The sequence below is a fragment of the Novosphingobium terrae genome (assembly GCF_017163935.1).
Taxonomy (GTDB): domain Bacteria; phylum Pseudomonadota; class Alphaproteobacteria; order Sphingomonadales; family Sphingomonadaceae; genus Novosphingobium; species Novosphingobium terrae.
Window position 1 is genome coordinate 1,192,313 of sequence record NZ_JABVZR010000002.1, and the last position, 13,065, is coordinate 1,205,377.

The window sequence follows — 13,065 nt, forward strand, 5'->3', positions numbered from 1 at the left end:
ATCGTAACGAACGTTACTATTTGACGTGACAGACAGCGCGGGGACAGGCTGTTCCAGCTCGCCGCGCGCCGGGTCTGTTCGCGCATGGCGCCCGCCGCCGGGCGGGCGCGACACAACAAGGCTGAACCGGGGACACGGGCCGCATGGATCGCGCTGCGGCCACAACAACAGTCCCGGCGGCACAGGGGGAGGACACAGGATGGCCAAGGTCCGTTCAAACAGACATCGCAAAGCATGTGCCGCAGGGTTGAGCGCCATGGCGGCGCTGGCTGCAACGCTGGCGCAGGCGCAATCCGCGCCGCCCGAGAGCGCGCCAACCGCGCCATCGGCGCCTGACATCATCGTCACCGCGCAATTCCGCGCCCAGCGGCTGCAGGACACGCCGATCGCGATCACCGCCACCACCGGCGCCCAGCTCGCCAGCAAGAATGTCCTGAGCGTGACCGACCTCACCGCCATCGCGCCCAACGTCAACCTCTCCGCCGCGACGGGCCTCAACGGCAGCGCCGTTCAGGCCTATATCCGCGGCATCGGCCAGAGCGATTCCAGCTTCGCGCTGGAGCCCGGCGTGGGCATCTACATCGACGATGTCTATTACGGCACCACCTTCGGGGCCATTCTGGACCTCAACGATCTCGACCGCGTGGAGGTGCTGCGCGGCCCGCAGGGCACGCTGTCCGGCAAGAATTCGATCGGCGGATCGGTCAAGCTGTTCAGCCGCAAGCCCGATGGCAATGGCGGCGGTTTTCTGGAAGCCACCACAGGTCGTTTCAGCCGTCTGGATTTTCGCGGCAGCGCCGATTTCACTCTGGCAGACGGGCTTTACGCGCGCGTTTCGGGCGTTTCGAAGCACACCGATGGCTATTTCACCCTCTATGACTATGGCTGCCTGTTCCCCCAATCCGGCATCGCCGCCACGACGTCGGGCGGCAATTGCAAGACCGGGACCGAAGGCGGAATCGATGTGAAAGGCGCCCGTCTGGCGCTGCGCTATGCCCCCGCCGGCTCCGCCATCGAGGTCAATCTGGTGGGCGACTATGCGCTCAACACCTCCGAGCAGGTGGCGACCAAGCTGCTCTATGCCAACAACCCGGGCGTGCGCAGCTATGTCGCGGGCAATCCGGCGGGCGGCGTGCCTTTCGACAGCCGCTTCCTGACCGCGCCGAACGCCTATTCCAGCTATGCCAACTATGCGGCGGGCGGCAATTACACCACCGCCTTTGGCACCAACTATCAGGTCGTGCCGGGCAGCTTCAACACCAGCCCGCAGAGCACCGCCCGCAGCTGGGGCCTCTCCGGCACGCTGGACTGGCAGCTTTCCGGCCATCTCAGCCTCAAATCGATCACCGCCTATCGCAAGGCCACCGGCAGCACCGGCATCGATCTGGACGGGTCGCCGCTCTCGATCCTGGTGCAGGCCTTCGATTACGGGCATCGCCAGTTCACGCAGGAACTGCGCCTGTCAGGCAAGGTCGGCACGCTGGTCGATTACACGGTGGGCGGCTATTACTACAACGCCAATGACAGCATTGCCGGCCATGTGCTGATCCCCAGCGTGCTGTTCAACTTTCTGGAGCGGGACCCGGTCACCAACCGCAGCGTCTCGGCCTTTGCCCATACCGAATTTCACCTGAGCCCCGAGCTCAATGTGATTGCCGGGCTGCGCTACACCAATGATAAAAAGACCTATGAATTCCATCGCAGCAATGTCGATGGCAGCCAGCCGAGCGGGGCCTTTCTCACCGAGAATTTCCTGCTGGTGGGGCTGGACGGGAAGGTGGGCTCCTTTCAGGGCGATCGCCTCGATTATCGTTTGGGCGTGAACTATCGCTTCAGCCCGGCGCTGATGGCCTATGCGCAGGTGGCGACGGGCTACAAGGGCGGTGGCATCAACCCGCGCCCCTACACGCCGGACCAGATCGTCTCCTTCAAGCCCGAGACGCTCACCACCTATGAGGCGGGCTTCAAATCCGATCTGCTGGACCGCCATCTGCGCTTCAACGGCACAGTTTTCTACAATGATTACAAAGATATTCAGATCAACCGCTATGTCTGCCCGGAAAGCGCCAGCTCCACCTGTTCGGAGCCGGCCAATGCCGGGGACGCGCATGTCTGGGGCATGGAGGCCGAAGTTTTCGCCAAGCCGACCAACCGCCTCACCATCGACGGCTCGCTGGGTTATCTGCATTTCGAATACACACGCGTCGATGCCAGCACGCTGGTGCTCAAGGATTTCAAGGCGCCCTTCAACCCCTCATGGCAGGCCAGCGCGGGCATCCAGTATGCCCTGCCGCTCGGTAAGGCGTTGGGCACGCTGACACCGCGCCTCGACTGGAACTACCAGTCCTCCTTCTATTTCAACTCGACCAACAACGCCTACAATCTGGTGGATGCGCGCAGCCTGTTCAACCTGCGGGTCAGCTATGATTCCGCCGACAAGGTCTGGCAGCTGAGCGCGGGCGTGACCAATCTGTTCGACCGATTCTACTACACCGGAAAGAGCGAAAACGTCGCCAATTACGGCGTGAACTCCGGCTCTGTGGGGCGCCCGCGCGAGTGGTTCGTTTCCCTGCGCCGCACCTTCTGATCCGCCGGGGAGAACGCTCCATGCGCGCCTTCTATCACCTGAGCCGCCTGATTTTCGGGCTGTGGTATCTGTTCTCGGGCGTGGAGTTCTTCACGCCCTTCAACCTGCAACCGCTGGGCCACACGCCGCTGGGGCAGGAGTTCACGCTGGCCCTGATCCACAGCGGGATCTTCGCATGGATCAAGGTGCTGGAGATCATCATCGCCCTGCTGGTTCTGGCCGACCGGCTGATGCCGCTGGTGGCAGCGGCAGCCGTGCCGCTGACGGCGGTGATCGCCTACTGGAATTTTGCGCTGGAATGGGGCGTCATCGAGGTGATTTTCGGCGCTTTGACGGTGATCTTCAACGCCGCGCTGCTCTGGCCCTATCGCGCCTTTTACCTGCCGGTCCTGACCGCGTGGAAAGGCCATCGCGACTTCAGCCTGAGCCTGTCAGAGCTTCGTTGAATTTCTAACGAATGTTATCATAATACGCTGCAAACCGCGATGCCAGAGCCATGGCACGCAAGGCAAGAGGATCACACGAATGACACCCCAAGGCGTGCAGATACGGCATCCCGACAAGCTCTACATCGGCGGGGCATGGGTCGAACCGGCCAGCGACCGGAGGATCGAGATCACCTCGCCCAACAGCGAGGAGGTCGTCGCCACCGTGGCTGAAGCCGTGGCCGTCGATATGGACCGCGCGGTGGCCGCCGCACGCGCCGCCTTTGACCAAGGCCCATGGCCCCGGCTTTCCGGCGCCGAGCGCGGGCGGCTTCTGATGCGCTGGGCGCTGGAGCTGGAAAAGCGCGAGCCCGAATTGTGCCGCGCCTGGACCGCGCAGGTCGGCGGTCTGGCCAGCTTTGCGCCGATCATGCATGGCGGCGCGACGGCGACGCTCAAATTCATCGCCGCGCTGGGCGACAGCTTCGAATTCGTGACGCGGCGGCCCAGTTCGCAGGTCGATACCGCGCTGGTGGCCTATGAGCCGGTGGGCGTCGCTGTCGCCATCGCGCCCTGGAACGCGCCCTATGGCATCCTGTCCAGCAAGGTGGCCTATGCGCTGTTCGCCGGATGCACCGTGATCATGAAGCCCTCGCCCGAAACGCCGCTGGAGGCCTATATCATGGCCGAGGCCGCCGAAGCGGCGGGTCTTCCGGCGGGCGTGATCAATCTGGTCTGCGGTGACCGCGAGGCCTCTGACCATCTGGTCAGCAACCCGGATGTGGACAAGGTCAGCTTCACCGGCTCGACCATCGCGGGCAAGCGGATCGGCGAGGTCTGCGCCGGGCGCGTCGCACGCTGCACGCTGGAGCTGGGCGGAAAATCCGCCGCCATCATCCGCGACGACTTCCCCACCGAGGCCGCCGCGGCGATCCTTGGCAACACGATCACCATCATGAGCGGGCAGGTCTGCGCCATGCTCAGCCGCGCCATCGTGCCCCGCCACCGCCATGACGAGCTGGCCGAGGCCATCGCCCGCGCGATGCAGGGCGTGAAGATCGGCCACAGCGATGCGCCTGACACGCAGCTGGGCCCGCTGGCCATGAAGCGCCAGCTGGAGCGGGTCGAAAGCTATGTCAAGATCGGGCGGCAAAGCGCCGATCTCGTCACCGGCGGCCAGCGCGCGCCGGGCCTCAACAAGGGCTATTTCTTCGAGCCGACGCTGTTCGCCAATGTCGACAATGCCAGCCGCATCGCTCAGGAGGAAATCTTCGGCCCCGTGCTGTGCCTGATCCCCGCCGAGGATGAAGACCATGCCATCCATCTGGCCAATGAAAGCCAGTTCGGCCTCAACGGATCGGTCTTCACCCATGATGTCGATGCCGCCTATCGCATCGGGCGCAAGGTGCGTGCCGGCGGCTTTGGCCAGAACGGCATGCGGCTGGAATTCGGCCTGCCTTTCGGCGGTTTCAAGCAATCGGGGATCGGCCGCGAAGGCGGGATCGAAGGGCTGCATTCCTTCCTGGAAACCAAGACCATGCTGCTCGACGGCATGCCCTCTCAACTGTAGGCGCGGTGTGGGGGCTCCGGGCCCCCACACCCTCCCCTTACGTCAAAGCATAATAGCGCAGCACATTGCCATCGGCGCGGCGCTCGCCCACACCGATGAAGACATGTTTGGTCAGCCAGTCATGCTTGCCGACCGCGCATTCGAAAGAGGGATTGCCGCGCAGATAATACTCCTGCTGCTCGACCGGCGCGCCGCCCTGAAAGGCCCAGTCACGCAGGCGCTGCATGGTATCGGGCTTGCGCCCCCACAAAAAGCCCCGGTTGTTGAGCAGGATCAGCGTGCCATCCTCCTCCTCCAGCATGTAGCGCGCATCGAACACCGCAACATCGTCGGGCCTGAAATAGGCGTAATCCCCGCCCGAGCCCGGCACCGCCTTGCCCCTGATGCGCGGCCCTTCAAACGTGCCGCCATCGACATAGACGGCGCTGCGGTTGCCGCCCATCGGCGTGTTGACGATGGTCTGCACGCGGGGAAAGGTCAGGCGCACCTCCATCGCGAAATCGAGCCGCGGGTTGTCGAGGGTGGAGAACAGGGTTTCGCTCATGGCGGGGTCTTCCTCATCCGATGTCCAGAGTGCCGCCATCCACCATCAGATTGGCGGCGGTGATAAAACTCGCTTCCGCAGAGGCCAGGAACAGCACGGCGGCGGCCACCTCCTCGGGGCGGCCCATGCGCTGCATCGGCACGGCGGCAATCATCTGTTCGCGCAGCGCCGCCACATCGGCCTCGCTCATGCCGGGGTTGCGGTGAAGCAGCGGCGTTTCAACCGGGCCGGGGCTGACCATATTGACCCTTATGCCCCGCGACACATACTCGCCCGCGAACTGCCGCATCGCCAGCGCCAGCCCCGCCTTGGCCGCGCCATAGGCCAGATTGCCCGGGATGAAGGCATGGCCGCCGATCGAGCCTGTCACCACGATGGCCCCGCCCTTCCCCATCAACCGCCCCGCCTTCTGCATCGCGAAAACGCAGCCGCGCAGGTTGATGGCATGCACCGCATCCCAATAGTCTGGCTCAAGCTGATCGACGGGCGCGAAGCCGCCCACCCCCGCATTGACCACCAGCACATCGATGCCGCCCTCGCTGGCGGCAACATCGGCATAGAACGCCTCCATGGCGGCAAGATCGGCGATGTCCACGCTATGGCCTTGCGCGCCGGCGATTCCCGCTGCCGCCGCTTCGACGGTGACAGGATCCCGGCCCGTCAGGCGCACACGGGCCCCCTCGCGCGCCAGCGCCTGGGCGCAGGCCAGACCGATGCCGCTGTTGCCGCCAAGAACCACCGCCCGGCTGCCCGAAAAGCGCATGCCCCGCTCCATGTCAGAAAGGCCCGATGGGGTTGGGGCTGCTTTCCGGCAGATCCTGCACCACGTCCCAATGTTCCACGATCATGCCCTCATGCAGGCGGAAGATGTCCACCACCGCCCAGCCCCTGTCCCGGGGCCAGCGCCGGACGTGGTAATGGACGATCACATGGTCGCCATCGGCAAAGATCCGCTTCACATCATGCACGGCCTCGGGCGTCTCGGCGCGGATGTGGCGCAGCAGCGCCTTGAGCGGTTCCCGGCCCTGCCCGACGCCCTGATTGTGCTGGATATAGTCGGGGGCGATGAAGCGATCCACCGCATCAGCATCGAGCGGGCCCAGCACCTGCTCGAACAGGCCTGTGACATGCGCCAGATTGCGCTGCTCCAGCGGCGTGTGGCGCGCGGCTTGAGCCGGATTGTCCTGCGCAGGATGGTGCATCGCCATCATCTCTCCCCTCGCGCGCCGCTCTATGCGGTCCTTCGAGGCATATCGTAACGATCGTTATTGACTTGCGCAAGGGAGTGACGCAGGGTGAGCGCGAAGAGACGGAAACAGATGACACGGGGGATGACCAGCTGCCGATGCCCATCATCGCGAGACGCATGGCAAGACCGGCCATCACATCCTCCCCGCTCATAACATCCGTGATGATCTTGAGGCACCCGCCCCCTTGCGCTAGGGAGGACTGCCGGGGACAACAAGATGATCGAACACCATGGACCACGAAGCTGACACCTCGGAGATTCCCGTGAGCGCCCGTTCGGAAACGCTCCACCGGCTGCTCAAGCTGTCGAACCGGCTGATGGCGCCCTTCTCGGTCCATCTGGAGCATCGCTACAAGATCAGCCTGAACGAGTTTCGCCTGCTGATGCTGATCGGCCGCTTTCCGCAATCGGCCAGTCACGAGCTGGCCGAGATGACCGGCGTGAACGCCATGAGCATCTCTCGCGCGGTCTCCGCGCTGGAGCGCAACGGGCGCCTCAAGGTCGAGCGTGACAAGGACAACCGGCGGCGCAAGCAGCTGACCCTGACCGAGGAAGGCAAGCGCCTCTACCGGATCATGCGCCCGCAGACCGAACTTGTCGCCGATTACCTGCTTTCCGACCTGCATGAGCATGAGATCGCCATGTTCGATCATATCCTCAAGACGCTGATCGACACGCTGGAAGCGACCGATGAGCAGGGCCGCTCGCGCTTCCTTGAACACACCAAGCCGGACGAAGACGAAAGCTGACCGGCACCAGCGCAAAGGCGCTTGCATCGAGGTCCCACTATTAATAACATTCGTTATGATGATTCTGGATCGAAGCCCGGTCGCCCCGCTCCATGGCGCAAGCGCATGAGCGCCTCCTCCACCCCCACTCCAACCGCCGAGCAAGCCCCAAGGCTGGGCTTCGGCATCGCGCTCGGCTTCCTGTCGGCGCTGGGGCCCTGCGCCATCGATCTCTATCTTCCGGCCATGCCCGAGATGGCCGGCGCGCTCTCTGCCAGCGATGCCGGGGTGCAGCGCACGCTCTCCGCCTTCTTCCTTGGCCTTGCCGCGGCGCAGATCCCGATCGGCTCGCTGGCCGACAGATTCGGGCGGCGACGGCCCTTGCTGGGCGGGCTGTGCCTGTTCATCGCCGCCTCGCTGGCCTGCGCCTTTGCCGCCACGCTGGAGCAGCTGGTGCTGCTGCGCTTTCTGCAAGGCATGGGGGCTTGTGCCGGCACCTCCAGCGCGCGGGCGATCATCCGCGATCTGCATCGCGGGCATCACGCCGCGCGCCTGATGGCCTTCACCTTTCTGATCATCGGCATCTCGCCGATGCTGGCCCCCTTGCTGGGGAGCAGCCTGCTGCGCCTCGTGTCATGGCACGGGCTTTTCGTGCTGCTGGCGGCGGCGGGCGGGATTGCGGCGCTCTGCGTCACCCTGTTCCTGCCCGAAACCCTGCCGCCCGAGCGGCGCGCCGCCAACTGGCACGCCCTGCCTCAGGCCTATGGCCGCCTGCTGCGGACGCCGCGCTTTCTGGGCTGGTCCATCGTAGCGGGCCTTGGCACGACGATCCCCTTCGCTTTCGTGACGGCGGCGCCCTTCATCTATGCCGGGCTCTACCGGCTCCAGCCCATGTGGTTCAGCCTGCTGCTGGCGCTGAATGCGGCGATGTCGATCATCGCCACGCAAGCCGCGCCCCGCTTGCTTCAGCGCTTCGGCGCGACCCGCCTGGCCGGTACAGCGGCGAGCCTGGCCCTGGCCGCCACGGCGCTGGTTGCCCTGGCCGGACATGGCACGGTGCCGCTGGTGCTGTTTCAGATCTTTTCCGGCCTGCTGTTCGTGATCGCGGGGCTGATTCTGACCCCGGCGGCCACCAGCGCGCTGGATTCGGTGGGCACCGGCATCGGCGCGGCGGCCGGACTGCTCGGAACGATCCAGCTGGCGGTGACGGCGCTGGCCAGCGCGGCGGTTTCGCTCTGGCCGCCCACGTCGCTGATGCCGCTGACCTCGGTCCTGGGGGGCGCCTTTGTGGCCATGGTGGCGATCGTCGCATGTCTGAGCCGACTGGCCCCGGAACAGCCCGGCTAAGGCTGGGCCGCCCTTGACCATAACGACTGTTATTTTATGCTATGAAGCAGAGCAACAGCTTGAACGATCAGCATCGCGGCCTCCATTATGGTCAGCTGCGGGGCGGAATTTTGTATTCGGCACATATGATTTTTCGCGAGAACCGATAGGGCTCACCCCGCCCTTTTCTTGCGGCGCAAACGCAGCAGCAGAGAGAGCAGCATCGCGCGTTCGGCCTCACTGAGGGCACCGAAGAACCGGCGCTCATGCCGCGCCAGCACGGCATCCACCTCCTCGGCCAAAGCCGCGCCTGCCTCGGTCAGCTCCAGCGCATGGGCGCGCGGATCGCTGCTGGGCGCGCGATGAACCACCCCGCGCGTCTGCAAAATATCCACGATTTTCATGGCGCTTGAGCGGTTGACATGCAGCGCCTCACCCAGCGCTGTCTGGGTACAACCGGGATTGGCGCGCACCAGCAGCAGCGCCGAGGCGCGGGCGGGGGTGATGTCCAGATGATCCAGCGCCAGACGCGCCGATTCGTAGGCCTCCGATTGCAGCATCAGGATCTGGAACCCGATCTGCCCGGAAAGCTCCTTGCCCTCATCCATATTTTGGCTTTTCATCTGCTGGCTGAACTCTTGTTATTTTTGTATCCCAAGCGTACAAATCTGCGCATGGCGATGCAAGGCCTGCCTCGACTCCGCCGACAAGAGCGAAACGCCCCCGGATGTGTCGAGGCCAATCAAGGAGAGGATTCGTGAAAAACGACTTCAAACTGCTGGTCGATGGTGAGTTGATCGACGGCGTGAACAGCTTCGACGTCATCAACCCGGCCACAGAAGAAGCCTTCGCCCGGGCCCCCCGCGCCGATGCGGCGATTCTGAACCGGGCTGTCGCCGCGGCCAAAGCCGCGCTGCCCGCATGGTCGGCCCTGTCGGTCGAGGAACGCGCGACCTATCTCAGCCGTCTGGCCGATGCGATGGAAGCGCGGATCGAGGATTTCGCCCGCCTGCTCACCGCCGAGCAGGGCAAGCCGCTTGATCAGGCCAGCTATGAAATCGGCGGCAGCATCTACACTTTGCGCGCCTTTGCCGCGATGCGCCTGCCCGAACAGACCTTGCGGGACGACAAGGGCAATCTCGTGATCGAACACCGCACGCCGCTGGGCGTCTGCGCCGCGATCACGCCCTGGAACTTCCCGATCATCCTGCTGGCCAACAAGCTGGGCCCCTGCCTGGTGATGGGCAACACCATGGTGGCCAAGCCCGCCCCCACCACGCCGCTTACCACGCTGCTGCTGGGCGAAGTGGCGGCCAGCATCCTGCCCCCCGGCGTGTTCAACGTGGTCTGCGACCAGAATGAACTCGGCCCGCTGATCACCGGCCATCCGGACATCGCCAAGGTCGCCTTCACCGGCTCGACGGCCACCGGCAAGAAGGTCATGGCCTCGGCAGCCGGCAGCGTGAAACGCGTGACGCTGGAGCTGGGCGGCAATGATGCCGCCATTGTCCTCGATGATGTGCCCGCGCGGATTGCGGCGCAAAAGGTCTATGCCGGGGCCATGGCCAATGCCGGGCAGATCTGCGTTGCCATCAAGCGCGCCTATGTCCCCAGCGCCATCTATGCCGAGTTCTGCGAGGAAATCGCCACGCTGGCCGGGCAAGCCGTGCTGGACGATGGCGCCAAGCAAGGCGCCACCATCGGCCCGGTGCAGAACCGCGCGCAATATGACAAGGTGCGCAGCCTGATCGAGGATGCCAAATCCCGCGGCACCGTGATCGCGGGTGGCGATCTGCCTGATCGCAAAGGCTTCTTCATCCCGCCCACGGTGATCGCCGATCTGGATGAAGATGCCCCGCTGGTGCGTGAGGAGCAGTTTGGCCCGGTGCTGCCGGTGCTCAGATATGACGATATCGACGATGTGATCGCCCGCGCCAATGACTCGCCCTATGGTCTGGGCGGCACCGTCTGGGGCGCGGATCAGTCACGCGCGATGGAGGTTGCACGGCGCATCGATGCCGGAACGGTGTGGGTCAACCAGCATCTGGCGATCGATCCCAACATTCCGTTTCGCGGTTCCAAACAGTCGGGTCTGGGCACGGAGCACGGGCTGGCCGGGCTGATGGAATACACGCAGGCGCACATCATCAATGCGGTGCCGCTCGAAGCCTGAAAAACCAGAAGAGAGGATGATAAGATGAGTGACAACAAAGGTGTCGTCTATCTTGGGCCCGGCAAGGTCGAAGTCCAGTCCATCGCGGATCCGAAGCTTCATGCGCCTGACGGTCGCAAGATCGAACATGGGGTGATCCTGAAGGTCATCACCACCAACATTTGCGGATCGGACCAGCATATGGTGCGCGGACGCACCACAGCCCCCGCCGGCCTTGTGCTCGGCCATGAGATCACCGGCGAAGTGATCGAAAAGGGCAGCGATGTCGAAATGCTGGAGATCGGCGACATCGTCTCGGTGCCCTTCAACGTGGCCTGCGGACGGTGCCGCACCTGCAAATCGCAGGACACCGGCGTGTGCCTTACCGTCAATCCCTCCCGCGCGGGCGGGGCTTACGGTTATGTCGATATGGGGGGCTGGATCGGCGGTCAGGCGCGCTACGTCATGGTACCCTATGCCGATTTCAACCTGCTGAAGATCGCCAACCGCGATCTGGCGATGGAGCGCATCCGCGACATCACCATGCTCTCCGACATTCTGCCCACCGGCTTCCATGGCGCCATGATGGCCGGGGTCGGGGTCGGCTCGATCGTCTATGTGGCGGGCGCCGGGCCCGTCGGTCTGGCGGCGGCGGCCTCGGCGCGCATTCTGGGCGCGGCTGTGGTGATGGTCGGTGATTTCAACAAGGAACGCCTGCAGCATGCCGCCAAGGTCGGCTTCGAGGCTGTCGACCTGTCGCAGAGCGACCGTCTCGGCGATCTGATCGCCCAGATCACCGGCAGCAATGAGGTGGATGCGGCCATCGACGCCGTGGGCTTTGAGGCGCGCGGCCACACCGGCGGCGAGCAACCGGCCATCGTGCTCAACCAGATGATGGAGATCACGCGGGCCGCCGGGTCGATCGGCATTCCGGGCCTCTATGTCACCGAAGATCCCGGCGCGGTGGACAGTGCCGCCAAACAGGGCAGCCTGTCGCTGCGTTTCGGCCTTGGCTGGGCGAAGGCGCAGTCGTTCCACACGGGGCAGACGCCGGTTCTCAAATACAACCGCCAGTTGCTGATGGCGATCCTGCATGGGCGGCTGCCGATTGCCGATATCGTCAACGCCAAGGTCATTTCGCTGGAGGAGGCGCCTCAGGGTTACGAGACCTTCGATCATGGCGCGGCTCAGAAATTCGTGCTCGATCCGCATGGGTTGGTGTCGCGCGCGGCTTGATGTAACAGGGCGGAGGGCGGTCTTGCGGGCTGCCCTCCGTTTCGCCGTTTGAGGCGCAGATATGGGCCTTGCAGGGTGCCTTCGTCACACGCACCTTAAGCCGCATTTAGATTGACACTCATGGCATAATTACCTGATATTATGGCATGGAACTCCGATTCTCTCACGAGCTTGTGGAGGGTTTTGGCAGCGCCTGCGAAGGTTTGGCGCGCGCCCGTGAGCGATTCGCTCTTTTCCCTGAACCCTCCCTCCTGATGGCCCATATTCGCGCCCGTGAAATGGAAGCGCTGGCCTGGCTTGAAGGCGAAAGTTTCATCCCAGATCAGCTGGCCATCAATTATGGTTCGTCCCCCCGGGCCTGGCGGCACTGGCCCTTTGCCTTTGTTCAGGCCTTTGATCGCCCCGATAGCTGGCATGCCATGCCGACAGCAGCCACGGTCCGGACATGGCTGGAAGCGGATCACCCCGAGGAGGAGGCGTGGTCCCCTCCCCCCGCGCCGGACATCGCTGACAGCCGCCTCGATGGCTGGGCGCGCGGTGTGGCGCGGCTTTCGGCCCTGCCCCGGCTGATCGCCAGCGCGGATATCGCGGCCAGCTTCGCCCGCTCCAGCCCGCTGGCCCATGGCAACATCGTGATCGGCGCGATGCTAGGCGACGGCTTTGCAAATTGCGGCGATCGGCTCTCCGCCGGTGGGCTCGCCGCTATGGGCCTTTACCAGAATCATACCCCATGGCGTTCGCTGCTGACGGGCGCGACGCAGGACGATCTCGACGAACTCTCGCTACGCGCGCGGGACGAACGGTGCCGCCTCGCCTGGCTGAGCGGGATTGCCGCCGGCGCCATGGCGGTGGTCGGGCTCGATCAGCGGCTGCGGCTGTGGCTTGCGAAACTTGAGGCTACATGCGCGAGCCGTCGCAAATCATCGCATCTTCGTCCCCTTGCCCTGCTTGCCGGAGCCGGCCCTGCCCTCACCGTGGCGCGCGCCGCCGAGGCCTTGGGCCTGTCCCGGCAGGCGACCACGCGGCTTGTCGCTGAAGCCTGCGCGGCGAACCTCCTGCGCGACGTCACTCACGGCAATGCGTTCCGGCGTTATGTGATCACCGCCTGAGCCAGCAGAGGCGTGGTGGCAGGTCGTCAGGCGCAAAAACCGCGAAAATTTCCTTCCCGGAAACAGCCCTTACAGCGCGAAAAGGGGTACATCGCGATACAAAGTACATCCGGGCCAGAAAATCGCTGTACGGGGCTCT

12 protein-coding genes are annotated in these 13,065 nt (G+C 64.5%); 8 read left to right on the top strand and 4 right to left on the bottom strand.

All coding sequences use genetic code 11. The annotated features are described in order from the left end of the window. The first annotated feature begins 256 nt into the window (after positions 1-256). From HGK27_RS23510 to HGK27_RS23520, 3 genes are all read left to right on the top strand, one after another. Positions 257-2,587, top strand: a complete 2,331-nt coding sequence (locus tag HGK27_RS23510) for a TonB-dependent receptor (RefSeq protein ID WP_241127797.1) — start codon at positions 257-259, stop codon at positions 2,585-2,587. Positions 2,588-2,607: 20 nt separating this feature from the next. Beyond that, complete coding sequence (locus tag HGK27_RS23515; RefSeq protein WP_206245306.1) at positions 2,608-3,033, top strand: hypothetical protein; 426 nt, start codon at positions 2,608-2,610, stop codon at positions 3,031-3,033. Between the two features lie 79 nt (positions 3,034-3,112). Beyond that, positions 3,113-4,582, top strand: a complete 1,470-nt coding sequence (locus HGK27_RS23520; protein ID WP_206245307.1) for an aldehyde dehydrogenase — start codon at positions 3,113-3,115, stop codon at positions 4,580-4,582. A 37-nt stretch (positions 4,583-4,619) separates the two neighbouring features. Here the strand turns inward: HGK27_RS23520 and HGK27_RS23525 are convergent, their stop codons facing one another. The 3 genes from HGK27_RS23525 to HGK27_RS23535 are packed head-to-tail and all read right to left on the bottom strand — an operon-like array spanning position 4,620 to position 6,328. Then, positions 4,620-5,126 carry a DUF3237 domain-containing protein gene (locus HGK27_RS23525; protein WP_206245308.1) on the bottom strand — a complete coding sequence of 169 codons (507 nt, stop codon included), beginning with the start codon at positions 5,124-5,126 and terminating at the stop codon, positions 4,620-4,622. A gap of 13 nt (positions 5,127-5,139) precedes the next feature. Then, positions 5,140-5,889: an SDR family NAD(P)-dependent oxidoreductase gene (locus HGK27_RS23530; RefSeq protein WP_206245309.1), complete on the bottom strand. Its 750-nt coding sequence runs from the start codon at positions 5,887-5,889 to the stop codon at positions 5,140-5,142. Between the two features lie 13 nt (positions 5,890-5,902). Then, positions 5,903-6,328 carry a nuclear transport factor 2 family protein gene (locus HGK27_RS23535; protein ID WP_206245310.1) on the bottom strand — a complete coding sequence of 142 codons (426 nt, stop codon included), beginning with the start codon at positions 6,326-6,328 and terminating at the stop codon, positions 5,903-5,905. Positions 6,329-6,638: 310 nt separating this feature from the next. Here HGK27_RS23535 and HGK27_RS23540 point away from each other — a divergent pair, with 310 nt between their 5' ends. Both HGK27_RS23540 and HGK27_RS23545 read left to right on the top strand, forming a co-directional pair. After that, positions 6,639-7,124, top strand: a complete 486-nt coding sequence (locus HGK27_RS23540) for a MarR family winged helix-turn-helix transcriptional regulator (protein WP_241127799.1) — start codon at positions 6,639-6,641, stop codon at positions 7,122-7,124. A 105-nt stretch (positions 7,125-7,229) separates the two neighbouring features. Further along, positions 7,230-8,450 (top strand): multidrug effflux MFS transporter, encoded by a 1,221-nt coding sequence (locus tag HGK27_RS23545; protein ID WP_206245312.1) that lies wholly within the window; start codon positions 7,230-7,232, stop codon positions 8,448-8,450. A gap of 152 nt (positions 8,451-8,602) precedes the next feature. Here the strand turns inward: HGK27_RS23545 and HGK27_RS23550 are convergent, their stop codons facing one another. After that, complete coding sequence (locus HGK27_RS23550; protein WP_206245313.1) at positions 8,603-9,052, bottom strand: MarR family winged helix-turn-helix transcriptional regulator; 450 nt, start codon at positions 9,050-9,052, stop codon at positions 8,603-8,605. A gap of 134 nt (positions 9,053-9,186) precedes the next feature. On the opposite strand from HGK27_RS23550, the gene HGK27_RS23555 reads away from it, so the two are divergent. The 3 genes from HGK27_RS23555 (at position 9,187) to HGK27_RS23565 (ending at position 12,926) form a co-directional block, all read left to right on the top strand. Beyond that, on the top strand, positions 9,187-10,602 hold the full coding sequence (locus HGK27_RS23555; protein ID WP_206245314.1) for an aldehyde dehydrogenase family protein: 1,416 nt from the start codon (positions 9,187-9,189) through the stop codon (positions 10,600-10,602). Between the two features lie 24 nt (positions 10,603-10,626). Beyond that, on the top strand, positions 10,627-11,817 hold the full coding sequence (gene fdhA / locus HGK27_RS23560) for a formaldehyde dehydrogenase, glutathione-independent (RefSeq protein ID WP_206245315.1): 1,191 nt from the start codon (positions 10,627-10,629) through the stop codon (positions 11,815-11,817). Positions 11,818-12,071: 254 nt separating this feature from the next. Further along, positions 12,072-12,926, top strand: a complete 855-nt coding sequence (locus HGK27_RS23565) for a MarR family transcriptional regulator (protein ID WP_206245316.1) — start codon at positions 12,072-12,074, stop codon at positions 12,924-12,926. The last annotated feature ends 139 nt before the right edge of the window (positions 12,927-13,065 follow it).